We start from the raw sequence: 25,005 nt of genomic DNA on the forward strand, positions 1-25,005 counted from the left end.
ATCGAAAAGTCCTCGCTAAAACGTGATGGAACGTATTCCGCTTTGTGCGGTATACAGACTGTCATCGAAAAAATCGTCTTGTGTAGCAGACGTGGAAAATAGCCGCAAAAGGTACCACATCTTGGCCTTCACGGGCAGTGTTCAGCGCGACTCGTGCTTGCTGCCAGGGGGTTGCGGTGATACCGTTTGCATCCGCACAGGTTCCCGGTCTGCACTAGGTAACAACATCCATGTTCAAACGTTTGAGGGGGCTGTTTTCCAGCGATCTGTCGATCGACTTGGGTACGGCCAACACACTGATTTATGTACGCGGGCGTGGCATCGTTCTCGATGAACCGTCCGTAGTCGCCATTCGCCAGTCTGGCAATATGCGCAGCGTTGCATCGGTAGGTGCTGACGCAAAGCGTATGTTGGGACGCACGCCTGGCAATATTACCGCCATTAGGCCCATGAAAGACGGCGTGATCGCTGACTTTACTGTCACCGAGCAGATGCTTCAGCACTTTATTCGTAAAGTGCACCAAAGCACCTTCCTGACGCCTAGCCCGCGCGTACTGGTATGCGTACCGTGCATGTCAACGCAGGTTGAGCGGCGAGCGATCCGTGAATCGGCTGAAGGGGCTGGCGCCCGTGAAGTGTTCCTGATCGAAGAGCCAATGGCCGCGGCCATCGGTGCAGGACTGCCGGTTGAGGAAGCGCAGGGTTCCATGGTGGTGGATATTGGTGGTGGTACCACTGAAATTGCCATTATTTCGCTCAATGGCGTGGTCTATTCAGAATCGATCCGCGTAGGCGGTGACCGTTTCGATGAGGCGATCACCGCGTATGTGCGACGCCACTACGGCAGTTTGATTGGCGAAGCCACGGCTGAGCGAATCAAGGAAGAGATTGGCTGCGCCTACCCTGGTGGCGAACTGCGTGAAATCGACGTGCGCGGGCGTAATTTAGCTGAAGGGATTCCGCGTAGCTTTACGCTGAACTCCCATGAAATTTTAGAAGCGCTGCAGGAAACGCTTGGCTCGATTGTGGCCGCCGTTAAAAGCGCGCTTGAGCAGTCTCCTCCCGAGCTTGCCTCCGATATTGCGGAGCGCGGTTTAGTGCTCACAGGTGGCGGCGCACTGCTGCGTGATCTGGATAAGCTGATTGCCGAAGAAACCGGTTTGCCGGTGATCGTGGCAGAAGATCCGCTTACCTGTGTTGCGCGTGGTGGCGGTAAAGCGCTTGAAATGATCGATCAGCATACCTTTGAGCTGCTGTCGAGCGATTAATTTTTAGCGGTTTATCGCGGGGGATTGCCTATTAAACCGCTATTTTCACACGGGCCGCTGCCGGGTTACCGGCTGTTTTTTTGCGTGTTGGCGGCAAGCATTCTGATGTTTGTCGACCATCGTTTTACACGTATGGAAGACGTGCGCGCCCAAATGACGATGGTTGTTGCACCTATTCAATGGGTTGTTAGCGTGCCTAGCGACTTGTTGAATTGGGGTGCGCTTGCGCTGTCTGATCAACAGGCTTTGGTCGATGAAAATCGTCGACTGCGCGAGCAAATTTTGACGCTGTCTCATCGAGGCCAGAGGCTGGCTAATTTAACGGCTGAAAATACCGAGCTGCGTCAATTGCTTAAAGCCGGTGAGCGGCGTCATATTCCTTATATTACCGCTGAACTACTTTCGCTGGATAACGACCCGTTTAGTCATCAAATGGTGATTGATCGTGGGCATCGTAATGGGGCGTACGTAGGTCAGCCGGTCATCGATGCGTCAGGCCTTGTCGGGCAAGTAACCGCAGTGTCGGCGTACTCCAGCCGCGTACTGTTATTGGCCGATGCAAGCCACGCACTTCCGGTTCAGATTAACCGCAACGGCTTGCGCTTTATCGTGCAGGGAGCCGGGCGCTACGGTAGCGTTAATGTGCTCCATGTGCCTGATACGGCTGATATTCGTGAAGGCGACCTGTTAACCACATCGGGACTTGCAGGGCGTTTTCCGCCGGGGTATCCCGTTGCCAGGGTTACCGAGGTCTATCACGACCCCGGTCAGCCGTTTGCTCGGGTTACCGCTGAGCCGACGGCGCAATTGCAACGTGCCCGCCACTTCCTGCTGTTATTTCCACCGCCGCGTGAAGACGTCGACGACCCTATTTGGGATGAGTCAATGGATATCTCAGCCGAAGCGATACACGCTGCCCAGCGGCTTGCTCCCACCGATCCAGCTGATGCTCAGGAGGACCGCTAATGGCGCGTGTGCCTGTAGTGCCGCTGGTAGTGGTGTGGCTTAGCCTTGTCCTGGCGCTTTGCCTGCAAGTAATGCCGCTGGCGGAAGGATGGCAGGTATATCGTCCTGAATGGATCGGCTTGATGCTGATTTATTGGTGCATGCGTGCGCCAGATCGGGTGGGCGTCTTTCACGGGTTCGTGCTCGGGGTGCTGCTGGACTTGATCGAGGGCACATCGCTTGGTCAGCATGCGCTGATCTTATCGCTGTTAGCGTTTTTGTGCGCGCTGGTCTATCCGCGCTTTCGCGCCTACTCGCTGGTTCAGCAGTCGGTGCTCGTGCTGGTACTGCTTGGTTTGGTACAGCTGATCGAGCAGTGGCTGCGTACGTTGACCGGTGAGTTCTCGATACACCTATCCTTTTTAATACCGTCATTAATCAGTGCGTTTCTATGGCCGTGGTTAGCCACTATGTTTAAAGCGTTGGAACGACGCTTACTGGGGCCTTGATCATGCCGCCTGCGCTGGATACTACCTCATCACCTATGCTGTGTTTGGCGTCTGCCTCACCCAGGCGGCGCGATCTGCTGGCCTCTATTGGCGTCACGGTCAGCATTCTGCCCAGCCATGTGGACGAGACGCCCAAAACGGGTGAAGCTGCCAGGGCTTATGTAGAGCGCCTTGCCGTTGCCAAAGCCGAAGCGTCGGCGCCGCTCACATCACTACCTACGTTAGGCTCGGATACCGCGGTTGTGGTGGATGGCGTACTGTTAGGCAAACCCGTGGATGCAGATGACGCCGCCGCCATGCTTGCGCGCCTTTCCGGTCGATGGCATGAGGTGCTTACCGCGGTTGCCGTTACCGGCCCTAAGGGTGTGCTTTGCCGCTGCGTCACCACGCACGTAAGAATGCGCGAGATTTCCGCGCGTGAAATTGCCGCCTATTGGCAAACCGGTGAGCCTGCAGATAAGGCAGGCGGGTATGCTATACAGGGACTGGCCGCGATTTTTGTGGAAGAAATCAAGGGTAGCCACTCAGCCGTGGTTGGTTTGCCGCTTTATGAAACGGCGCAGTTGCTAAATCAGCAGGGGGTGCCTATTTGGATGGGGCATTATTACTCGCACACCTAGTCGTCGTCTCATTGCCTATAGACGGGCGTGAAATACGTGAACCGAGAAGGAATTTTGCATGAGTGGTGAAGTCCTCATCAATTTAACGCCCATGGAAACCCGCGTTGCGCTTGTTGAAAACGGCGTTTTACAAGAGGCGCTTATTGAGCGCTCAAGGCGGCGTGGGATCGTAGGCAATATCTACAAAGGCAGAGTGGTTCGTGTATTACCTGGAATGCAGGCTGCCTTTGTTGATATTGGCCTGGAGCGAGCAGCGTTTATTCATGCCCACGAGGTCATGCCTTCCGGCACCCCAAGCGACGAGCAGCAAACCATCGGGCAGTTATTGCACGAGGGGCAGGCGCTGGTTGTACAGGTAACCAAGGACCCGATCGGTACAAAAGGGGCGCGCCTTACCACGCATCTCTCAATTCCCTCGCGCTATCTGGTATATATGCCGGATTCTCCCCACCATGGCGTGTCACAGCGTATAGAAGATGAGCGGGAGCGCGAGCGCCTTAAAGCGCTGCTGGATACCAGTATTGCCGAGCAAACGCTGGAAGTTACCGGCGGCTTTATTGTACGTACGGCGGCAGAAGGTGTGGGGGATGAAGAGCTGGTAAGCGATATGCACTTTTTGCTGCGAATCTGGCGAAAAGTCGCCGAGCGCAAAATTACCGCGGCGCCATCCAGCGTTATTTATGACGATCTACCGCTATTTATGCGCACTTTGCGCGATGTGATGCGCGATGATATCGAAAAGGTGCGTATCGATTCGCGAGAGAACTTCGTCAAGTTAGTCGAGTTTGCCGAAGAGTTTATGCCCGATGCCGTGGATAGAATTGAGTACTATCCTGGCGAGCGGCCTATCTTTGATCTGTATAGCGTTGAAGATGAAATTCAAAAGGCCTTGGGACGCAAGGTACAGCTTAAATCGGGCGGTTATCTAGTTATCGACCCTACCGAGGCGATGACCACGATTGATGTCAATACGGGCGGCTATGTTGGGCATCGCAATCTTGAAGAGACTATTTTCAAGACCAATCTGGAAGCAGCCACCGCCATTGCTCGCCAGCTTCGCCTGCGCAATTTGGGCGGCATTATCATTATCGACTTTATCGATATGATAGAAGTGGAGCACCAGCGGCAGGTGCTGCGCGTGCTTGAAAAAGCGCTGGAGCGCGACCACGCCAAAACCAAGTGTACTGGGGTGACGGAATTAGGCCTGGTGCAGTTAACCCGCAAGCGTACCCGCGAAAGCCTTGAGCAGACGCTGTGTGAGGCATGCCCAACGTGTAGCGGGCGCGGAACGTTGAAAACACCCGAAACGATATGCTATGAAATTTTCCGTGAAATCCTGCGTGAAGAGCGGGCCTATAGTCCGGAAACCTATATGGTATTGGCGTCTCAGCCGGTCGTTGATCGCTTGCTCGATGAAGAGTCAGCGGCTGTCGCTGATCTAGAAACGTTTATCAACAAAACCATTCGCTTTCAGGTGGAGCAGCATTATTCACAAGAGCAGTACGATATTGTGTTGATGTGATTGTATGAAGATCCATTCTCTGACGCGTTGGAGCTTACTTCTGCTCGCCTGGGTTCTGGGCGTTCTTGCGGTTGTAGTGCTGCTTTTTAGGCTTGCGGTTAGTCAGGCGGATGCCTTGACGCCGCACCTTGAAAGCTGGCTGGAAGCCAAGATTGGCGTACCGGTGCACATAGAGAATCTTGTTGTTTCCATGGCCCGTAATGACCTGATTCTTAAGCTTGAAGGTTTTGAGGCTGAAACGCCCAGCGGGCAGGCGCTATTTTCACTGCAGCAAGCCGAACTACGCCTGGATATAGTGGCTTCGCTAGGCAATTTCCTACCCATTTTCAGTGATATCAGGCTTCATCAAACAGAATTCCACCTTTACCAGGGGCTTGAAGATCAGTGGCAATGGCCAGAACCGGCTCACTTACCCCTTGATATAGCACCTGAACCAGAGGTTGATTTAGCCACCATTGATGGCCTGACAGAGTGGCTGCTGCGTCAGCGTATCTGGATCGACGATACCCGTGTTGTGCTCCATGGCCAGCAGGACCGCGTCATACTGGAAGCCCCAACGTTACTCTTGACGGGCAACTCGCAAGGCACCAGCTTGCAGGGCACGGTGGATATTCTTTCTGCCGACCAGGAAGAAGCACCATCAATCCCGGCAGTGCAACTGCTGGCCGAAATGCAGCCGGGCAAACGTGGTATCGATGATTTTTCTGCCACGCTCTCCCTGGAAACGCAGTTTGATCAGCTTCTGGTATTGGCGGAAATGTTTCGTCCCGACCATGTCCCTTTTCTAGAGCAAATGGGCGGCGATGCTCGTCTATGGGGCCGCTGGTATGAAGGCCGCCTACAGGAGGCGCGACTGGCTGTCGATGTTCCTCAGCTGGTTTTGCGTCAGGATATCCAATACGCCGTATTAAAAAATATCCAGGCGCATGGCGAGTGGCAGCGCGATGGCGATGGCGGAGAAGCGTGGCTAAGAGGCAATGCGCAAAACGTTGAGTGGGCGCAGCCGGAAGGCGTCACCGAAGGGCCTGCGCTGCCGCACTATTGGTATCTTGCTCATCAGCCCGGCCAGTGGGAACTACGTACCAGCGCATTCGAGCTTGCCTCATTGACGGCATGGCGTGATTACGTTTTTCTCCCCGAATCGGTAACGCGTGTTTTGCAGACGCTGGCTCCCCGAGGCCAGGTACAGGGGTTGCGCCTGGGCCAGAATGAAGGCCGCTGGGGGGTCGATGCGGCATTAACCAATGTGGAAGTATCGCCCTGGCAGCAGGCACCCGGTGGCGGGCCTGTGGATGCCTGGGTACAGGCGCGAGATTTTCGTGGGCGTGTCACGTTCAATAGCGCTGGCCGAAGCACCCTGTATTTCCCCGACCTGTTTCTCGTTCCCATGCAGCTTCAAAGCGCAGAAGGCGTGGTGGAGTGGGTCTACGACGGCCCCAGAACCATGATAAGTGGACGTCAGCTCAATGTGGATTGGGATGATGCCCAGGTAAGCGGTGGTTTTGGTTTGATCGCTAGTGAGAATTCGGGCCAGTTTGGACTGGATATCAATTTTGCCAACGTGGACGCTTTGGATCGCCCGCTGGCGCAATGGCTGCCGCTCAACGCTTTCGATGAGGAGCTGCGCACCTGGCTGCTTGACGATATCGGTGGCAAAGTGCCCAATGGCTCGCTCAAACTTAGCCTGCCGCTTGGCGGGGGCGTGACCGCTGATGATATATCTGCAACGCTTGCTCTGAGCGTTATTGAGGGGCATCTGCCCATTGCCCCCGATTGGCCACGTCTTGAAGAGGTGCAGGGGCGGTTGAAGTGGCAGAACCAGGTGCTTGAAGCCCACATCGACCATGCGCAAAGCCATGGGGTAACAGCTTCTCAAGGCGAGCTGGTCATGGAGGATGAAACGCTCAACGTATCGGGGAATTTGCAGAGCGATGGGGCGTCATTAAAAGCATTTCTACAGTCGATGCCCGATATTGATCTGGATATTCTCAACGATCTTCAGGCGGAAGGTAATGTGGAGGGTGATCTAGCCTTGTCGCTGCCTCTCTCAACGCCTGAAGCGCTCCAGCTTGAAATCAATGCAACGCCTGCCTTCACTCGTATTGTGTATACGCCGCTTAACCTGGCCCTGCAAGCTCTGCATGGCCAGTTAACCTGGCAGCAGCACGGTGAGAGCATGGCTTTGATAGGCGATGTGGGCGGAAAGTTACTCGGTGGTGATATCAATGCTGAGCTGCATACCCAGCGCCACGGCATCGCCTTGCGCGGCCAAACCCCGCTTGCACCACTGTTCCCATTGGCGGGTATTCCTGCCGAGCAGGGCACGCAGTTATTTAGTGGCGCGATCCAGTGGCAGGGCAACGTGTCGCTTGAACCAACGCCACGTTTGACGCTGGAAAGTCAGCTGGCGGGGGTGACCAGTGAGCTACCTGCGCCATTTGCTAAAGCAGCGGGAGAGCCTTGGCCCTGGACGCTCAACGCTGATTTTGAAAGCGGGCGTGTGGAAAGCCGCCTGTCGGATATTGCCCATCTGCGCTTACACCAGCACGGCGGATTGTCTGCCAGTTTGCATGTGGCGGAGGCGGATGTTAGTCCGCCTGAATGGCCTTCACAGCCAGGCGTGAATTTACAGGCAAGTATTCCCCGCATTGATCCTAAAGCTTGGCAGCAGGCCATAGCCCCGCTGTTGGCCGGTGATCAAAGCGTATCAGCAGGCTCAATGAGCAATCATCCTCCGCTTAAAGTAGACCTGGAAACCGCTTGTCTGGTGTATCAGCAGACCTGTGTGGGCACGGTGGCGTTAACCGGTGATATGTACAACGGGGCTATCAATGCAGCGCTTGATGGTGATTTGATCGCGGGGCGGGTTCATTATGACGCCGCCTCCCAATACCCGCTGGATATCACTATTGAGCAGCTGGCGCTGGATCCGCTGTTTAATTTGGCAGAATCCTCCGAGGCAGATGGCGCGACTTCGCCTGATTCCTGGATGCAGGAAGTGGAAATTCATAAGGCCACGCCAGCGGCTATTCCCGATTGGCTTGCCCAAGCGCCCGATGGCCGACTCAGGCTTGCAGAAATGAGTATGGGAGCGAGCCGGTTTGGGCCTTTATCGGCCTACTGGCATACTGATGACGACCGATTCTCGTTGACGCCGGTTGGGCTGACGCTTGGGCAACTTTCCGCCCGCGGTGAACTCTATTGGGAGGGCGATGCTTCTACTAGTCGTACCCGCGCCAATATTTCACTTCAGGGGGGCGATATAGGTACAGCACTTGAGCGGCTGGATCAGCCCGTTGCCTTGCGCAGCCGACGCACTGATGCAAGCGCCAACCTTTCTTGGGCGGGTGCGCCGTGGCAATTTGAGTTAAGTCAGGCCCAGGGCGAGATTGATGCCGATCTTCAGGATGGCCGCTTTATGACCCTGGAGTCCGCCCCGGTGCGGCTCGTTGGCCTACTAAACTTGGATAATATTTTTCGCCGCTTACGCCTGGATTTTTCTGACGTAACCGGCCAGGGCACTGCTTTTGATAGAGTTCATGGCTCGGCGAATGTGGCGAATGGTCAGCTTTCCTTGAACGAGCCATTGCAAATTGAAGCGCCTGCCGCCAACTTAACCTTAACGGGCAACGTTAACCTACTTCATCGCGAGCTCGACCAGCGCCTGGGCGTTGTACTGCCAGTGACACAGAGCTTGCCAATTGCCGCTATCGCAGTGGGTGCACCTGTGGTGGGTGGCGCATTATTTATTGCCGACCAGCTATTTGGTGATGCGCTGGATCGAGCGACGACCATTCATTATCGCGTGCGAGGCCCCTGGGCTTCGCCGCAGGTTACTTTAGAAGGCCCCCAATGACCGCAATTAAGAGCGACATAGAGTCCGCTGTTTCCATTCTGCTCACGCCGGGTGGTCTCGACCTTGATGGCCTTGATAAAGGCCTTGAATACGCCATGGGTGCGGGTGTGGATTATGCTGATCTGTATTTTCAGCGTACCTGGACGGAAGGCTGGGTATTAGAGGATGGCGAAGTCAAAGAAGCGAGTTATAACATTGACGGTGGTGTCGGCGTACGTGCGCTGGCAGGCGAAAAAACCGGCTTTGCCTACTCCAATCAAATTACGGCCGATGCGTTGATCGATACCGGGCGTACGGCGTCAGGTATTGTGCGTAGCGGCAAGCGCTTGCCCGGGCAGGTGGTAAAGCCTGTTGCAGCAGCGTCTTTTTATGCGGGCGTGGACCCTTTGGCGGGGCTAACCGCTGAAGAAAAGGTTGCCATGCTAAAAGAAGCAGATCGCGCGGCGCGCGCCGCAGACCCCAGCGTTACGCAGGTTAGTGCGTCGCTTTCGGGTACTTATGAAGTGGTCATGGTGCGCGCCAGTGACGGCACGTTGGCGGCTGATATCCGCCCGCTAGTGCGTTTTAACGTGAGCGTGATTGCGGTGAAAAATGGCCGCCGAGAGCGGGGCGGCTCAGGCGGTGGTGGACGCTACTCGATGTCGCGCCTGCGCGATGAAGGTGTCGCTGAGCGTTACGCTAAAGAGGCCGTACGCCAGGCGCTGGTGAATCTTGAGGCCGTTGACGCGCCTGCCGGGCAAATGCCTGTGGTGCTGGCTTCGGGCTGGCCGGGTATTTTGCTGCATGAGGCTGTGGGCCATGGCCTTGAAGGTGACTTCAACCGTAAAGGCAGCTCGGCGTTTTCCGGACGTATGGGACAGCGCGTGGCGGCTAAAGGCGTCACCGTGGTGGATGACGCTACCATTGCCGACGGGCGCGGCTCGTTGAGCATTGATGACGAAGGCACGCCGGGCCAAAACACCCCGCTGATCGAAGACGGTATTCTGACCGGCTATATGCAAGACAAGCTGAATGCGCGGCTAATGAATATGGCGCCAACCGGTAATGCACGCCGTGAGTCGTTTGCGCATTTACCCATGCCGCGTATGACCAATACGGTCATGCTGGCAGGCCAGGATGAGCCTGAAGACATTATCAAAAGCGTCAAACGCGGGATCTACGCCGTCAGTTTCGGTGGAGGCCAGGTGGATATCACGTCGGGTAAATTCGTGTTCTCCGCCAGTGAAGCCTATTTGATTGAAGACGGGCGTATCACCGTGCCGGTAAAAGGTGCCACGCTGATAGGCAATGGCCCCGAGGCGATGGGCCGCGTTTCCATGATTGGCCATGATATGGCACTGGATACCGGTATTGGCGTATGCGGTAAAGAAGGGCAGGGCGTGCCGGTAGGCGTAGGTCAGCCCACGCTAAAATTAGATGAGCTGACCGTTGGCGGTACGCAGTCTTCCTAAAGAGGTTAAAACTTAGGGCGTTAAAGCGCCAGCGTCTCGCGTAGATGTTTAAACAGTTTACGCGAGCTGGTGGGCGGTTTGCCCTGGTCACGTTCGCGCTGGGCATTACGGATTAATTGACGTAGCGCCTGGCGATCGGCGTCGGGGTATTCCGCCATAAACAGGTCAACGGCAGGATCGCCTTCTTCAACCAGCCGGTCCCGCCACTTTTCAAGGCGGTGAAAGGCATGATCACGCTGCTCTTTTTCCTGCTCGATGGAGTCAAATACTCCTTGAATCGCGACCAGATCCTCTTTGCGAATGAGCTTGCCGACGTACTGCATATGACGACGGCGCCCTTCGTGGGAGCGGATACGCGAGGTCTCTTCAATGGCCCTGAGCATATCGTCAGAGAGAGGAAAACGAGCACGCTCGGCGGGCTTCATGGCGATTAAGGTTTCGCCAAGCGCTTGAAGCGCATGCATTTCGCGTTTGAGTTGCGATTTGCTCGGCCGCTCTTCGGGCTCTTGAGTATCAAAGGGCTCGGGGCGTAGTTTCGGCATAATTAGACTCACAGACAAGATTCGTTGGCAGCATTATATCAGGCTGCGACCATAACATTGATTCGGCGATGCGATTCGTACGAAAAAGGAGGCCATATGGCACAGGCATTTGATGCATCCTCGCAGCAGGCACTTCTGACAGCGCGCGCGGAAGAAGCGCTGGCCCTGGCCAAACGACTGGGCGCAGATGCCGCCGAGGTGGGCGCAAGCGTCGATCAGGGCACAGGTGTCAGCGTACGCTTGGGTGAGGTAGAAACCGTTGAGCTTTCCCGCGACCAAGGCATTGCGGTAACGCTTTATGTGGGTAAGCGTAAAGGGAGTGCATCTTCAAGCGATGCAAGCAGTGCCTCTATTCAGGCCGTGGTTGAAAAGGCATTGGCGATTGCCCGATACACCGGTGAAGACCCAGTCGCTGGGCTTGCAGACGCTGACCAGATGGCCACTGAGCTTCCGGATCTGAAGGTGCATTATCCGTGGGCGCTGTCCACCGAGCAGGCTATTGAGATTGCGCTTGCCTGTGAGCAGGCGGGCCGCGGTGTTAAAGGTATTAGCCAGTCAGAGGGCGCTTCGCTCTCCAGTGGCGAAGGTGTACGGGTTTATGCCAATAGTCACGGCTTTTTAGGCACCCAGAAAGGCAGCAGTCATTCACTTTCCTGCATGTTGATCGCTCAGGATGATAGCGGCATGCAGCGCGATTACGACTATACCTCTGCGCGTAACCCTCTGCATTTACGTGACCCTGCTGAGGTTGGTCGAGAAGCGGCTGCGCGTACATTACGCCGGTTAGGTGCCCAGTTACCCCCGACGGGTACATTTCCAGTCCTGTTTGATCCTTCGCTATCTGCAGGGTTAATCGGTCATCTGCTCAGCGCCTTGGCTGGCGGCGCGCTGTATCGTCAGTCCTCGTTCCTGTGCGATCGTCTGGGGACACCGCTTTTTCCCGAGTGGTTCAATCTTGAAGAGCGACCTATGGAAGTTGGAGCCACGGCCAGTACGCCGTTTGATGGTGAAGGCGTTCAAACGCGCAACAATCGCTTTATCGATCAGGGCAGCATCGCAAGCTACATGCTCTCATCCTACAGCGCTCGTCGCCTGGGCATGCAGACCACCGGGAATGCGGGCGGTGCACGCAATGTGCGCCTTGACGCGCCCTTGAAAACGCGCGAAGCGCTGCTCAAGGAAATGGGGCGGGGTATCTGGGTAACCGAACTGATGGGGCAAGGCGTCAACGGGGTGACGGGTGACTATTCTCGCGGGGCGGCAGGTTTCTGGGTGGAGAATGGTGAGGTTCAGTATCCAATTGAAGAGTTCACCATTGCCGGAAACCTGGAGCGCATGTTCTCAGGGTTGGTAGGTATCGGCAGCGATACTGATACGCGTGGCAGTGTTCATACGGGTAGTTGGCTGATTGATGCGATGACGGTGGCGGGTAGCTAGGCGCTACTGGTCTTCGTCAAAGCGGGCGTCGAACAGGGCTTGTATGGCTTCAAGCGCGTGTTCGGCGTCGTCACCTTCCGCATGAATACGCAGTTCGGTGCCGCAAGGTGCTGCTAACATCAAAAGCGACATGATATTGGCAGCGTCAGCCATTTGCTGCTGTTTGTACACATGAATTTTGGCGGAGTATTGTTGGCCGCACTTGACCAGTTTGGTTGCTGCGCGGGCATGTAGGCCACGTTGATTGGTAAGTGTTAGCGTTCTTTCTGGCACCCTGGTTCCCTTTCTCCGAGTGGTGTCATTAATGATGTATGCGGTATGCGTTTACTGAGCGCTAGGTGCCCGCTCGGCTAATGAAGCTTTATCGAGCGGCTCTGCTTGCGTGCCGCTTAACGTATATTGCAGCCCTAGCTCGCGATGGCGCAACTGTACTTCGCCTATTAAAGGCGCAAGCTTTTGGGCCAACTGCTCGGCGATATACACGGAGCGGTGCTGCCCGCCAGTACAGCCAATGGCCACGGTCATATAGCTACGCTGACTATTCTGATAAGCTGGCAGCCAACGCTCTAGCAAAGCCTGAATGTCGTTGCTCATGTCTTCGACAATCGGATAGCCGCGCAGAAACGCAATAATCGTTGCGTCACGTCCTGTGTACTGACGTAGCGTTGGGTCCCAGTAAGGGTTGGGCAGGCAGCGCACGTCAAACACCAAATCTGCATCCATGGGCACGCCGTGCTTGTAGCCAAACGACTCAAAGGTAAGCGTTAGCTGATCTTTATGCTGATGGGCTACCTGGTCGGCTATGCGCCGACGCAAATCGTGTACCGATAAACGTGAGGTATCGATCCTGAGATCGGCTAAGTCGCGTATCTCATTAAGCGTCTCTTCCTCTTTGGTGATCGCCTCTTCAAGCGTCATATGGCTATCACGCGTTAATGGATGGCGTCGCCGTGTGGCAGAGTAGCGCTCAAGCAAAATGCGCGCATCGGTGGTCAGGTAGATGACCTGACAGTCAATCGGCCGCTGACGTAACTCTTCAAGCAGTGTTGGCAATCTTTCCAGCGCCGTAGGCAGATTGCGTGCATCAATACTCACTGCTAGATGCGTGCGCCCGCCTTCTTCACAAAGCTCATCTACCAGCGAGCCAAGCAACATTGCAGGCAGGTTGTCGATTGCATAATAGCCAATATCTTCCAGCGCCTGTAAAGCGATAGATTTGCCGGACCCTGAGCGGCCGCTAATGATCACCAGTTGCATAATGGCTCTCTTTGCGTGCTTTGGTAAAAGCATGGATGTGAAAGCGAGAAGAGATGCCGAACGCTCTAAAGGCTACGTTGTTGCCTGCTCACGAATTTTACTCATAAGCAGATCAACCAACTCACGCTGGCTATTGGTTTTTCGTAACGCTTGGCGCGTGCTGGCGTCATTCATAATGGTTGCCACCTGACCCAGAAGCGACAAATGCGTATCATCAGCCTCTTCAGGTACCAGCAGTACAAATACGAGATCAACCGGATCACCGTCTATAGCGTCAAAATCAACGGGCTCTGATAGCTTTAGAAAACCTGCAATAGGCGTAGCACAGTGCGGGCTACGCGCATGGGGAATGGCAACGCCGTTACCGATTCCCGTGCTGCCAAGTCGTTCGCGGCCAATCAGGCGGCTGAACACTTCTTGGCTATCCAGGCTGGGTGTGTTTTGAGCGATAAAGGTGCTGAAAAACTCCAGCACCCGTTTTTTGCTGCCCCCAGGCACATCGAAAAGCACGCGCTCTGGGGGGAGGATGGTTTCCAACGTCATTGAATTAACGCACGCCAGCGCCTTGGGCGCGGGCTTGTGCTTTTTCCTTATGCTTAACGAGTTGACGATCGATTTTATCGGCTAATGCGTCAATGGCTGCATACATATCGACATCTTCCGCATCGGCATGTAAGTCGGCGCCTGCCGCATGAAGGGTACACGCCGCTTGCTGGCGCTCCTTCTCAATGGATAAGGTTACTTGTACCGTGGTGATATTGTCGTAATGACGTTCGACGCGTTCAAGCTTTTCATTAACATAGTCACGCAAGGCGTCAGTCAGTTCTACGTGATGACCAGTGATGTTTACTTGCATTGACGTGCTCCTTATCCATCGGACTGTATTTCGATTGTAACCCTTTTTACCGTGTTGCAAAGCCCTTGTCGCGAGTTTTGCTGTTTCTCTTGTACAAAACTGTCTCAAACCCTGTCTCAAGTTCAGTCTCAAGTTCAGTCTCAAGCTCTGTCTCAAACCCTACCTCAAACGGCGGCGTTCACTGGAGGAGGGAATGCCCAGCGACTCGCGATATTTAGCCACGGTACGCCGTGCCACGGTAATGCCTCCCTCTTCAAGCAAGGTGACCAGACGGCTGTCAGATAGCGGTTTGCCGGGCGGTTCGTCTTGAATCAGCTTCTTGAGCCGGGCACGAATCGCCGTACTTGAGTGGCTGTCGCCTCCGTCCTGGCCGCTGATCTGGCTTGAGAAAAAGTATTTAAGCTCAAAGACGCCCCGGGGGGTGTGAATGTATTTTTGCGTCGTTACCCGTGAAATGGTGGATTCATGCATTTCCACGGCTTCCGCAATATCAGCAAGAATCAAAGGTTTCATGGCCTCTTCACCTTGCTCTAAAAAGCCGATTTGACGGGTGATGATTTCACGCCCTACGCGCAGCAGCGTATCGTTGCGGCTGGAAAGGCTTTTGATCAACCAGCGCGCTTCTTGCAAGTGCTCTTTTAAGAACTGGTTATCCTGACTCTTGTCGGCACGCTTGATTAAACTGGCGTAGTCGGGCTGGATGCGCAGGCGGGGAAGGGCTTCAGGGTTAAGCTCCAGGTGCCAGCCTTCATGATCGTGGCGTACCACCAGGTCGGGTGTGATATAGCTATCGTCGGTCACCCCGTAAGCGCTGCCAGGGCGTGGGTCTAGGCTTCGGATCAGGCCGATCACATCGTCTAACTGCTCATCGTCCAGCCCTAGGCGGCGCTTGAGTAGCCGCATATCATTTTTGCCGAGCGCTTCAAGAAACTGGCGTACCAGACGGCGCGCCGGGACGAGCAGGGGGGTGTCATCAGGCAGGGTGGCCAGTTGAAGCATCAGGCATTCGCGCAGGTCGCGCGCGAAAACGCCGGTCGGCTCAAACTGCTGCAGACGCAGCAGGATGGTTTCCATCTCGCGCTGACTAAGCGCTTCGATATTTTGAGCACGCAGTCCGTCGCGAATATCGGTTAACGGCTGCGTCAGGTAGCCATTGGCATCCAGCGCGTCGATCAAACTTTCCGCAATTTGCTGTTCACGTGCGCTGAAGTCGGTCATGGCAAGCTGCCAAAGCAGATGGCCGTGCAGGCTTTGACCTGCCGCCTGACGCTCAAAGTCAGGCCCTTCAGTGCTGCTGCCTGAACTGCCTACATCCTGGTAGGTGTCGGACCAGTCGCTATCAACGGAGAGTTCGTTGGGTATGCTTTCCGCCCACTCCGCTTCCTGCGTTTCAATGGTTGCCTGCTCACCGAATTCATCTTCCTGTTCCAGCATCGGGTTGGCGTCCAGCGCCTGCTGGATTTCCTGACGCAGATCCAATGTAGATAGCTGGAGCAGGGCAATGGCCTGCTGCAGCTGAGGTGTCATGGTCAGCTGCGTACCGATACGCAATTGGAGAGAAGCTTTCATGACCATCTGAGAACCACTCGTTAATCGGAAAGCTTCACCCTAGTGCGAGTCATGTTCATGTGCAAGTGCAATAAGCATGCCATTGATAATAATTCTGCTGCAGGTGCCTGTTTAAAGGCGGAAATCAGCACCCAGATAAACTTCTCTAACCTTCTGGTTGTTTAGGATGGTCTCGGGGCTGCCGCCCGCGATGATATGGCCATCGCCAACGATATAGGCGATGTCACAGATATCCAGCGTTTCGCGCACGTTATGGTCAGTAATCAACACGCCGATATGGCGCTGCTTCAGGGCACGAATAATGCTTTTGATTTCGCCGACGGAGATGGGGTCGACCCCGGCAAAAGGCTCATCGAGCAGGATAAAAGCCGGCTCTGTTGCAAGTGAGCGGGCAATCTCGACCCGGCGGCGCTCGCCACCCGAAAGGCTCATGCCCAGATTGTCGCGGATATGCGTGATATGGAAATCTTCAAGCAGCGCTTCAAGGCGTTGCTCGCGGCCAGCGCTATCTAGATCTTTGCGGGTTTCCAGGATCGCCATAATATTATCCGCCACCGAAAGTTTGCGGAAAATAGAGGCTTCCTGGGGAAGATAGCCAATGCCTGCCATGGCACGTTCGTGCATGGGAGCGCGGGTCAAATCAAGCTCGTCGATACTCACAGTGCCCGCATCAGACTTCACCAGGCCCACAATCATGTAAAACGAGGTGGTCTTGCCCGCACCGTTAGGGCCTAGAAGGCCCACAACGCTGCCTTGGGCTATCTCGAGGCTAATATCCTTGACCACACGGCGACGCTTATAGCTTTTGGCCAAATGATTGGCGTAGAGGGTCTTGATTGGCGGTGATTCCACAGTAGCCATCGGCCACTCCTATTGCGCTGGCTGAAGTGTCATACGAATACGCTGCGGCTCACTGCCACTCACATCTGAGCGTGCCTGCACTACTTCGCGATCAATAAAATATTCCAGACGACCACCGGTGAACTTGTCGCCCGCCTGGGTCAATTCGGCCTGGTCAATCAGCTCGACGCGCCGTTCAGACACGTGATAAATCACCCGTTTGCCCCAACCTTCCATCGGCGCATCCTGGTCTTCCAGCTGGTTACGCAGGTAGGCGCGGTCACCCGTTGCAATCGCACGGGAAAGCTCACCCGCATCGTTACGGAAAATTTCAACGCGATCGCCGCGTAACTGCATATTGCCTTGGCGAATATTGACGTTGCCTGAATACACGGCCGTGCCCGCACGCTGGTCGAGGTCTAGACGGTCGGCCTCTACTTCAACCGGGGCTTGGCTTGTCTGGGCCGCCGCCGATAGCGGCACCGCAAGCGCAAAAAGCGCAGTGCGAATAAAAGCTTTCATAGCGACTCCTAAGGAGTTTGTGTCACGGGAGGATGGTGCCCGCGTACGTTATCGGTTAACCGGACCTGGCTATCATCAAGCCAGACGTCCATACGTGATGCACTCATGCGCTGGGGCGGCTGCTGCAGTAACGCTGGCGTCTCGCTCCAGGCATGTCGCGTCAGGCCATCATAACGCAATAGGTCCGTATCAAGCTGCCAGCCTTCTGACGGAGCGATAAGCCGAGCCTCGCCAGATAGCGTCAGTTCCTGAGTATCCGTATTAAGCTCGCCTTCGTTGGCATTGGCGAGCCACTCACGGTTGTCGCTGTCAAACAGAGTGGCTTCAGGCCGCGTCGCTTGGGCCATAGTGCTCTGCGGTATATACACCAGCAGTGGGGCGGCCAGCGACTGCTGAATGCGTCCCGACTCGCCAAACAGGGTGATCTCGGCATTTTCCAGCACGTGGCCAGGCTCTTCGGCCTGGGCCGCCGGATCAACTGACTGGTCTTGTGGGCCGCGCGGATCCAGCCATACCAGCAGAACCCCTAAAGCGATGACCAATCCTGCTAGCCAGGCGCGTCTTTTAATCCGGCTAAACATTATGAGCGTCCGGGTAAATAGGTATCGAGTACGGCATCCCAGTGGCCCTGCGCTTCGAGTAGCGTATCGCAGATTTCACGTACCGCGCCGTGACCGCCCAGGCGGTCGGTAATCCAGTCGGCATGTGTATGCATGTAATCTGGTGCATTGGGTACCGTAATGCCTATGCCGGAGCGCTTGATGGGAGCAAGATCAGGCAGGTCATCACCGCAGTAGGCGACCTGGCTGAGATCCAGGTTCAGCTGCTGGCAAAGCCCTTTCAGGGTAGTGAGCTTGTCCTCACAGCCCTGGTGGACATGGGCGATCCCCAAGGCCGATGCACGCAGGCTTACCATGGGGGAGTCGCGACCGGTAATCAGCGCCACGTGAATGCCCACGCGTTTAAGCAGCTTCAGGCCATGCCCGTCCTGGGTATGGAACGCTTTGATTTCAACACCGTCTGTCTGGAAATAGAGGCGTCCATCGGTAAGAACACCATCAACGTCCAGGGCAAGTAAGCGCACATGGCGTAGCCGGTCAAGCAGGGCGGTAGGGAGGGCCATAAAAGGATCCTTGTCAGTAAATGATTAAATAACGCCGCTGGCGAGAAGATCATGCATATGCAGCGCGCCGATGGGGCGCTGCTCATCATCCACCACGGCTAGAGCGGTAATGCGGCTATCTTCCATAATGCGTACTGCTTCGGCGGCCAGTATGTCGGGGCTAATGCGTTTGCCGGGCCGCGTCATGACATCGTCTACCACCACCTCACGAAGGTCGTGAAACTGATCGAGGGTGCGGCGTAAATCACCATCGGTATAAACCCCTGCCAAGCGCCCTTCGCTATCCACCACGCAGGTGAAGCCGAGCCCCTGGCGAGTAATTTCAAGCAATGCATCGCGCAGTGGGCTGCCAAGCGCTACCTGGGGTAGACGTGCACCATCGTGCATGAGATCCCTGACCCGTAATAAAAGCCGTTTACCCAGGCTGCCGCCTGGGTGAGATAACGCAAAATCATCAGCGGTGAAGCCGCGGGCTTCAAGCAGAGCAACGGCAAGGGCATCGCCGAGTGCCAGTGCCGCTGTAGTAGAGCTTGTAGGTGCCAGATCAAGCGGGCAGGCCTCGCGCTCGACGCCGCTATCCAAGTGCGCATCGGCATGCTTGGCAAGCGTTGAGTTGGGCTTGCCAGTCATGCTGATCAGGGGTGTGCCCAGGCGCTTCAATAAGGGAAGCAGCGCAGTGACCTCGGCGGTTTCGCCGGAATTGGAAAGCGCCAGCACTACGTCGGCACGCGTAATCATGCCTAAGTCACCATGGCTGGCTTCGCCGGGATGAACAAAAAAAGCTGGCGTGCCCGTACTGGCAAGCGTTGCGGCAAGCTTTCCGGCAATATGCCCTGACTTGCCCATGCCGGTCACCACCACGCGGCCCTGACAGGCCAGCATTAGTTCGCAGGCACGGTCAAAGCTCTCATCAAGCTTGGCCTGAAGGCCGCCGATTGCCGCCTGTTCAATTTGTAGTGTGCGTAAAGCACTTTCACGCATCAGGCTAAGGGTGGAGGAGGGTTGGGGCATGAAAATCTCGTTTTGATTGAAACGTTCTGATTGAAACATATAGCGACTAGCCCATAAGAATAACATTTAGTCGCTGTGTATAAGCATAGCGCCTTGAAGGGTTTTTATGCCGCATTGGAACGTAGACTCGTCTGTTAGTGCCAATAGAGTTAAGATACGATGTTCGATAATATTTCGAAAACACTGTTTTTAAACTGTAGAATAGGTCAATCGTACTACTGGCCCGCTCTTAACCAGCGATAATGGGAGTCAATCAACCCATGACAGACGTTCCCTTCATTGAAATTGAAGACGTGCACTTCTCGCGTGGGAGCCATGAGATCTTTCGCGGCATCAATATGGTTATCCCTCAGGGTAAAGTCACGGCGATCATGGGACCTAGCGGTACCGGCAAGACTACGCTGCTTAAGCTAATTGGCGGGCAGTTAACGCCTGATCGCGGGCGCATCATAGTCGATGGGCAAGATGTGCATCGGTTATCGAGAAAGGCGCTATTTACGTTACGTAAGCGCATGGGAATGCTGTTTCAAAGCGGCGCGCTGTTTTCTGATCTGGATGTGTTTGAAAACGTGGCCTTCCCGCTACGCGTACACACTGATCTATCGGATGTCATGATCCGCGATCTGGTATTGCTCAAGCTTGAGGCCGTTGGTCTGCGCGGCGCGCGTCATCTTACCCCTGCCGAGCTGTCTGGGGGGATGGCAAGGCGTGTTGCCCTTGCCCGAGCGATTGCCCTCGATCCAGAGCTGATTCTTTATGATGAGCCTTTCGTCGGCCAAGACCCTATTTCCATGGGCGTGCTTGTACAGTTAATCAAACGCCTTAATCAGGCGCTTGAGCTCACTTCAGTCGTGGTATCGCACGATATTAAGGAAACGTTGAGCATTGCTGATTATCTGTACCTTCTAGCCGACGGGCAGGTGGTTGCCGAAGGGACGCCACACACCCTAAATGCCAATCAGGACCCGCGTGTCAGCCAGTTTGTACATGGCGAGCCTGATGGGCCGGTGCCGTTTCACTATCCCGCCGAGACGCTTTATCGCGATATTCTCGGTCAAGCTACCGCGACAAGGGCAGGGTAATGCAGTCGAGATTTCAACAAGGCGTCGACCAGATAGCCCGGTTAGGGCGAAAAGGGTGCGATGTGATGGAGGCGTTGGGCCGTGCAGGCCTGTTTCTGGCTCAGTCAGCGGTGGGAGTGCCCTCCCGAGAAGGGTGGTATCTCTGGCTTCGCCAGATGCACTTTGTCGGTGTGCTCTCGCTCGCCATTGTCCTGGTTTCGGGGCTATTTATCGGCATGGTGCTGGCGCTGCAGGGTTACACTATTCTGGTTGATTTTGGCGCTGAGCAGGCGCTGGGGCAAATGGTGGCACTTTCACTACTGCGCGAGCTGGCGCCGGTGGTCGCGGCACTGCTATTCGCCGGGCGGGCAGGATCGGCGCTCACCGCTGAAATCGGCTTGATGAAGGCAACCGAGCAGCTGACCAGCATGGAAATGATTGGGGTAGACCCTTTGCGCCGGGTCATTGCCCCCAGGCTCTGGGCTGGCTTCGTGGCACTGCCGATTCTTACCGTAGGGTTTGGCGTAGTGGGTATCTGGGGCGGCTATTTAGTAGGGGTGGAGTGGCTGGGCGTATTTGAAGGCTCTTACTGGAGCAATATGCAGGCCAGCGTCTCTTTTGTCAGCGATGTGGGTAACGGCATTATCAAAAGCCTGGTTTTCGCCGTGGTGGTCACTTGGATTGCCGTGTTCCAGGGATATGATCTGGTGCCTACGTCTGAAGGTATTTCGCGCGCTACCACGCGCACGGTGGTGTATTCGTCGCTTGCGGTACTGGGGCTTGATTTTGTATTAACCGCTGTCATGTTCGGCGGTCTCTAATGGGTGGAGTGATTTCATGAAGCGCAGTAAAACCATGGAGTTTGGTGTCGGCCTGTTTATGCTGGCGGGAATTGTCGGGCTGGTGTTTCTGGGCCTGCGTGTAAGTGGCTTAAGCCTTTCCGCGCCTTCTGAAACGTTCCGCCTGGAAGCGAACTTTGCCAATATCGGCGGGCTGAAACCCCGCGCCCGCGTCACCATGGCAGGCGTTACGGTGGGGCGCGTAGAGTCAATTGACCTGGATACAGAGTGGTATGACGCCAAAGTCACGCTACGCTTGGATAATGACCTGGAAGGCCAGCTGTCTCAGGATACTACCGCGGCGATTCTCACTGCTGGCTTGCTGGGCGAGCAGTATATCGGCTTAAGCGTAGGCGGTGACCCGGCAATCCTGGAAGATGGCGATACCATACGCGACACGCAGTCGGCGCTGGTGCTTGAAGAACTTATCCAGCAATTTGTATCCAATATGGCTAGTAACTAAACGTTCAGTAGAAGAGGTGAAGGTAATGCGAAAAACGACACTGCCGTTAATGCGTTGGCTGGTTGCTCTGATGGTGCTGGCATTGGCTCTGCCGCTTCAGGCCCAGGCTCAATCACAGTCACCTGAAGCGATGGTTCGCGAAAACGTGGATGCGCTGATGGGTGAGATCGAAGGCAAAAAAGACTACTACGCAAGCAATATCGATGAGCTTGAAGCGTTGGTTGACGATAGCCTTGAAGATGTGGCGGATTTTCGCTACATCGGCGCTAGCGTGATGGGTAGCTACTTCCGTAACGCGACGCCTGAGCAGCGCAGTCGCTTTGCCGACGTTTTCCGTCAAACCTTGATTGATACCTACACGCGTGGCTTGGTGACATTTGATTATCAGGATCTGCGCGTATTGGATAATCAGCGCAGCCAGCGCTATGAAGACCAGGCCAGCGTGGATATGGAAGTGGTGGCCACCAATGGCCAGGTTTATCCGGTCAGCTACAGCTTGCGCCTTTCAGACGGTGATTGGCGTGTAGTGAACGTGATCGTCAACGGTATTAATTTGGGCCTGACCTTCCGTAATCAGTTTGACCAGGCCATGCGTGATAATAACCGTGATTACGACGCGGTTATTCGCGGCTGGGCACCTGAAATTGGCGTAGACGAGTTAGAGCAAGGGGGCGATGCGTGACGGTGTTGCTGTCACAGTCCCAGGTAAGCCTTAAAGCAGAGCAGGGCACGCTATATGTGGCCGGCGATGCCGGTATGGCAACGGCGGCAGAGCTTGCCGCCGTTGGCAGTAAGTGGCTAAAGACTACTGAGTTAAACGCAGTGGCGCTTGATTTTAGCGGTGTTCAAAAAGCCAGTAGCGCCGTCATTAGCGTACTGTTCGAGTGGCTACGTACCTGTCAGGCGCGCGAGATCACGGTTAGCGGCGTAACGCTTTCTGCACCGCTTGAACGTTTGGCTTCTTTATCAGAAATTGAATCATTGATCCATTCGCCGACCCTCACCCGCTAGGGTTGGCACCCTTGGCATCGCCAAGCGTGTCGCTTTTCTTTATTATGTTGCCTTATTAGCATTATTCACACTGACCCGAAGGAGTTTCCTGTCTCATGCAACCCAATGAGGTAAAAGCGCTGCTTGAATCCCGTGTCGATGGATGTGAGTTCCATATCCAGGGCGAAGGCTGTAATTTCCAAGTGATTGCGGTTGGTGAAGCCTTCGAAGGTCTCTCTCCGGTTAAGCGTCAGCAATTGGTTTACGCAGCACTCAGTGATGAGATCGCTTCAGGCGCTCTGCACGCCATTAGCATTAAAACGTTTACCCCGGCGCAGTGGTCTACTGCGTCGGAAAACGCCCAGTAACGGCGGCTGCATGGATAAGTTAATTATTACCGGCAACGGGTCGGTCGACGGTGAAGTCTGGGTAAGCGGCGCCAAAAATGCTGCTCTGCCTATTTTATGTGCCACCCTCTTGGCGGATGGCCCGGTAGTGATTGGTAACCTGCCGCATCTTCAGGATATCACCACCACGCTTGAGCTATTGGGTCGCATGGGCGTTGAACCCGTCATGGGTGAAAAGCTCAGCATTCAGCTGGATGGCTCGCAAGTGACGCATTGCCACGCGCCTTATGAGCTGGTCAAGAAGATGCGCGCCTCTATTCTGGTATTGGGTCCGCTGCTTGCTCATTTTGGTGAAGCGGATGTATCGCTGCCCGGCGGCTGCGCGATCGGCTCGCGTCCGGTTGATCTGCATATCCGTGGCCTTGAAGCCATGGGTGCTGATATTCGTGTTGAGAGCGGGTATATCCGTGCCCGTGTTGATGGTCGCTTAAAAGGCGCCACGATCTTCTTCGATACGGTGACGGTCACGGGTACTGAAAACCTGCTCATGGCGGCAACGCTTGCCGAGGGCAAAACCGTTCTTGAGAACGCTGCTCGCGAGCCGGAAATTGTCGACCTTGCTGAGTGCCTGATCAAAATGGGTGCCAATATCCGTGGTCACGGTACTGATACGATTGTGATTGAAGGTGTCGAGAAGCTTCATGGTTGCCACCATGACGTGATGCCGGATCGCATCGAAACCGGTACGTTCTTGGTTGCTGCCGCCATGACTGGCGGGCGGGTAAAGGTAAAGCGTACGCGAGCGGATATTCTCGATGCGGTGCTTGCCAAGCTTGAGGAGGCGGGTGCCGAGATCACCACCGGTGATGATTGGATCGCTCTGGATATGCATGGCAAGCGGCCAAAAGCCGTCAATATACGCACCGCGCCTTATCCGGCTTTCCCAACCGACATGCAAGCGCAGTTCGTTGCCATGAATGCGGTGGCCACTGGGCACTCGCGGGTGGTGGAAACCATCTTCGAAAACCGCTTTATGCACGTACAAGAGCTTAACCGCATGGGGGCGGATATCACGCTGGAAGGCAACACTGCGCTAATCAATGGCGTAGAAAAGCTTTCCGGTGCCCCCGTGATGGCTACTGATCTGCGCGCCTCGGCCTCTCTGGTGATTGCGGCGATGATGGCGGAAGGCGAAACGCTGGTCGACCGTATCTATCATATTGATCGTGGCTACGAGTGTATCGAAGAGAAATTGCAGCTGCTGGGTGCACGCATTCGCCGTATTCCTGGCTAAGCCATGCTATTAACCATTGGCCAATACAATGAGTAAGCAACTAATTTTAGCCCTTTCCAAAGGGCGCATTTTGGACGAAACGCTACCACTGCTCGCCGATGCAGGTATTACGCCAGCGGAAGATTTAGGCAAGAGCCGTAAGCTGCTGTTCGACACCAATCTGCCGGATGTAAAGCTGGTAGTGATTCGGGCAACCGACGTGCCTACCTATGTACAGCTGGGTGCTGCTGACCTGGGTATCGCGGGTAAAGACGTTCTTCTGGAGCATGGCGCCGAAGGCCTTTATGAGCCGCTGGATCTGGAGATTGCCCGCTGCAAGCTGATGACGGCGGGCGTTACCGGACAGCAACCAGCGCTTGCGCGCCGCCGCGTTGCGACCAAGTTTGTCGATATTGCCCGGCGTTACTATGCCGAGCAGGGTATTCAGGCTGAAGTCATCAAGCTTTACGGTGCGATGGAGCTGGCGCCTTTGATGAACTTGGCCGATGAAATCGTGGATATTGTGGATACCGGCAATACGCTGCGTGCCAATGGCATGGAGCCGCGTGAGCTGATTGCCCACATCAGTACGCGTTTGGTGGTTAATAAGGCCGCCATGACCATGAAGCACGAGCGTATCAAGCCACTTTTGGCACGCTTGGATAGCGCGGTTAAAAAGCGCCAGACCCTCGCAACTGAATGAT

27 protein-coding genes are annotated in these 25,005 nt (G+C 55.2%); 16 read left to right on the plus strand and 11 right to left on the minus strand.

Going from position 1 to position 25,005, the window contains the following annotated elements; all coding sequences use genetic code 11:
• Positions 1-230: 230 nt before the first annotated feature.
• From D467_RS0101440 to tldD, 7 genes are read left to right on the plus strand one after another with little or no spacing between them, the layout of a single operon-like run.
• Positions 231-1,268, plus strand: a complete 1,038-nt coding sequence (locus D467_RS0101440) for a rod shape-determining protein (RefSeq protein ID WP_018915723.1) — start codon at positions 231-233, stop codon at positions 1,266-1,268.
• A 24-nt stretch (positions 1,269-1,292) separates the two neighbouring features.
• Positions 1,293-2,234, plus strand: coding sequence for a rod shape-determining protein MreC (gene mreC, locus D467_RS0101445; RefSeq protein ID WP_018915724.1), 942 nt, complete (start codon positions 1,293-1,295; stop codon positions 2,232-2,234).
• Positions 2,234-2,722, plus strand: a complete 489-nt coding sequence (gene mreD / locus D467_RS0101450) for a rod shape-determining protein MreD (RefSeq protein ID WP_018915725.1) — start codon at positions 2,234-2,236, stop codon at positions 2,720-2,722. The genes mreC and mreD overlap by 1 nt, the downstream gene beginning before the upstream one ends.
• 2 nt (positions 2,723-2,724) lie before the next feature.
• Positions 2,725-3,342 carry a Maf family protein gene (locus D467_RS0101455; RefSeq protein WP_018915726.1) on the plus strand — a complete coding sequence of 206 codons (618 nt, stop codon included), beginning with the start codon at positions 2,725-2,727 and terminating at the stop codon, positions 3,340-3,342.
• 58 nt (positions 3,343-3,400) lie between these two features.
• A complete protein-coding gene (gene rng / locus D467_RS0101460) occupies positions 3,401-4,864 on the plus strand; it encodes a ribonuclease G (RefSeq protein ID WP_018915727.1) in 1,464 nt (487 codons plus the stop codon).
• A 4-nt stretch (positions 4,865-4,868) separates the two neighbouring features.
• Entirely contained in the window at positions 4,869-8,720 is a 3,852-nt protein-coding gene (locus D467_RS0101465) for a YhdP family phospholipid transporter (RefSeq protein WP_018915728.1), read from the plus strand.
• A complete protein-coding gene (gene tldD / locus D467_RS0101470; RefSeq protein WP_018915729.1) occupies positions 8,717-10,171 on the plus strand; it encodes a metalloprotease TldD in 1,455 nt (484 codons plus the stop codon). The genes D467_RS0101465 and tldD overlap by 4 nt, the downstream gene beginning before the upstream one ends.
• Before the next feature lie 20 nt (positions 10,172-10,191).
• Here tldD and yjgA read toward each other — a convergent pair whose 3' ends face one another.
• A complete protein-coding gene (yjgA, locus tag D467_RS0101475; RefSeq protein ID WP_018915730.1) occupies positions 10,192-10,713 on the minus strand; it encodes a ribosome biogenesis factor YjgA in 522 nt (173 codons plus the stop codon).
• Positions 10,714-10,809: 96 nt separating this feature from the next.
• On the opposite strand from yjgA, the gene pmbA reads away from it, so the two are divergent.
• Entirely contained in the window at positions 10,810-12,150 is a 1,341-nt protein-coding gene (gene pmbA / locus D467_RS0101480) for a metalloprotease PmbA (RefSeq protein ID WP_018915731.1), read from the plus strand.
• A 3-nt stretch (positions 12,151-12,153) separates the two neighbouring features.
• Here pmbA and D467_RS0101485 read toward each other — a convergent pair whose 3' ends face one another.
• The 10 genes from D467_RS0101485 to D467_RS0101530 all read right to left on the minus strand — a co-directional run bounded on the left by D467_RS0101485 (position 12,154) and on the right by D467_RS0101530 (position 19,328).
• Positions 12,154-12,423 carry an HPr family phosphocarrier protein gene (locus D467_RS0101485; protein WP_018915732.1) on the minus strand — a complete coding sequence of 90 codons (270 nt, stop codon included), beginning with the start codon at positions 12,421-12,423 and terminating at the stop codon, positions 12,154-12,156.
• A gap of 51 nt (positions 12,424-12,474) precedes the next feature.
• Positions 12,475-13,407, minus strand: a complete 933-nt coding sequence (rapZ, locus tag D467_RS0101490; protein WP_018915733.1) for an RNase adapter RapZ — start codon at positions 13,405-13,407, stop codon at positions 12,475-12,477.
• 72 nt (positions 13,408-13,479) lie between these two features.
• On the minus strand, positions 13,480-13,950 hold the full coding sequence (ptsN, locus tag D467_RS0101495; protein WP_018915734.1) for a PTS IIA-like nitrogen regulatory protein PtsN: 471 nt from the start codon (positions 13,948-13,950) through the stop codon (positions 13,480-13,482).
• 4 nt (positions 13,951-13,954) lie between these two features.
• Positions 13,955-14,263 (minus strand): ribosome hibernation-promoting factor, HPF/YfiA family, encoded by a 309-nt coding sequence (hpf, locus tag D467_RS0101500; protein WP_018915735.1) that lies wholly within the window; start codon positions 14,261-14,263, stop codon positions 13,955-13,957.
• 159 nt (positions 14,264-14,422) lie between these two features.
• Positions 14,423-15,838, minus strand: coding sequence for an RNA polymerase factor sigma-54 (locus D467_RS0101505; RefSeq protein WP_018915736.1), 1,416 nt, complete (start codon positions 15,836-15,838; stop codon positions 14,423-14,425).
• Between the two features lie 105 nt (positions 15,839-15,943).
• Complete coding sequence (gene lptB, locus D467_RS0101510) at positions 15,944-16,693, minus strand: LPS export ABC transporter ATP-binding protein (protein WP_018915737.1); 750 nt, start codon at positions 16,691-16,693, stop codon at positions 15,944-15,946.
• 9 nt (positions 16,694-16,702) lie between these two features.
• Positions 16,703-17,194, minus strand: a complete 492-nt coding sequence (gene lptA, locus D467_RS0101515; protein ID WP_018915738.1) for a lipopolysaccharide transport periplasmic protein LptA — start codon at positions 17,192-17,194, stop codon at positions 16,703-16,705.
• A gap of 8 nt (positions 17,195-17,202) precedes the next feature.
• The gene (gene lptC / locus D467_RS0101520) at positions 17,203-17,775 is read right to left on the minus strand and encodes an LPS export ABC transporter periplasmic protein LptC (protein ID WP_018915739.1); all 573 of its coding nucleotides are present in this window, start codon (positions 17,773-17,775) and stop codon (positions 17,203-17,205) included.
• The gene (locus tag D467_RS0101525; RefSeq protein WP_018915740.1) at positions 17,775-18,317 is read right to left on the minus strand and encodes a KdsC family phosphatase; all 543 of its coding nucleotides are present in this window, start codon (positions 18,315-18,317) and stop codon (positions 17,775-17,777) included. The genes lptC and D467_RS0101525 overlap by 1 nt, the downstream gene beginning before the upstream one ends.
• A gap of 24 nt (positions 18,318-18,341) precedes the next feature.
• Positions 18,342-19,328 (minus strand): KpsF/GutQ family sugar-phosphate isomerase, encoded by a 987-nt coding sequence (locus D467_RS0101530; RefSeq protein WP_026285559.1) that lies wholly within the window; start codon positions 19,326-19,328, stop codon positions 18,342-18,344.
• Between the two features lie 260 nt (positions 19,329-19,588).
• Here D467_RS0101530 and D467_RS0101535 point away from each other — a divergent pair, with 260 nt between their 5' ends.
• From D467_RS0101535 to hisG, 8 genes are all read left to right on the plus strand, one after another.
• Positions 19,589-20,410, plus strand: a complete 822-nt coding sequence (locus D467_RS0101535; protein ID WP_018915742.1) for an ABC transporter ATP-binding protein — start codon at positions 19,589-19,591, stop codon at positions 20,408-20,410.
• Positions 20,410-21,210 carry a lipid asymmetry maintenance ABC transporter permease subunit MlaE gene (gene mlaE, locus D467_RS0101540; RefSeq protein ID WP_040459963.1) on the plus strand — a complete coding sequence of 267 codons (801 nt, stop codon included), beginning with the start codon at positions 20,410-20,412 and terminating at the stop codon, positions 21,208-21,210. Before D467_RS0101535 ends, mlaE begins: the two co-directional genes overlap by 1 nt.
• A gap of 16 nt (positions 21,211-21,226) precedes the next feature.
• Positions 21,227-21,691 carry an outer membrane lipid asymmetry maintenance protein MlaD gene (gene mlaD, locus D467_RS0101545; RefSeq protein WP_018915744.1) on the plus strand — a complete coding sequence of 155 codons (465 nt, stop codon included), beginning with the start codon at positions 21,227-21,229 and terminating at the stop codon, positions 21,689-21,691.
• Positions 21,692-21,716: 25 nt separating this feature from the next.
• On the plus strand, positions 21,717-22,373 hold the full coding sequence (locus D467_RS0101550; protein WP_018915745.1) for an MlaC/ttg2D family ABC transporter substrate-binding protein: 657 nt from the start codon (positions 21,717-21,719) through the stop codon (positions 22,371-22,373).
• Entirely contained in the window at positions 22,370-22,702 is a 333-nt protein-coding gene (locus tag D467_RS0101555) for an STAS domain-containing protein (protein WP_018915746.1), read from the plus strand. Before D467_RS0101550 ends, D467_RS0101555 begins: the two co-directional genes overlap by 4 nt.
• Before the next feature lie 95 nt (positions 22,703-22,797).
• Positions 22,798-23,049 (plus strand): BolA family protein, encoded by a 252-nt coding sequence (locus D467_RS0101560; protein ID WP_018915747.1) that lies wholly within the window; start codon positions 22,798-22,800, stop codon positions 23,047-23,049.
• Between the two features lie 10 nt (positions 23,050-23,059).
• The gene (murA, locus tag D467_RS0101565) at positions 23,060-24,322 is read left to right on the plus strand and encodes a UDP-N-acetylglucosamine 1-carboxyvinyltransferase (protein ID WP_018915748.1); all 1,263 of its coding nucleotides are present in this window, start codon (positions 23,060-23,062) and stop codon (positions 24,320-24,322) included.
• Positions 24,323-24,350: 28 nt separating this feature from the next.
• Complete coding sequence (hisG, locus tag D467_RS0101570; protein WP_018915749.1) at positions 24,351-25,004, plus strand: ATP phosphoribosyltransferase; 654 nt, start codon at positions 24,351-24,353, stop codon at positions 25,002-25,004.
• Position 25,005: the final 1 nt, after the last annotated feature.

Origin of the sequence: Vreelandella zhanjiangensis DSM 21076 (genome assembly GCF_000377665.1) — a bacterium.
GTDB classification, from domain to species: Bacteria; Pseudomonadota; Gammaproteobacteria; order Pseudomonadales; family Halomonadaceae; genus Vreelandella; species Vreelandella zhanjiangensis.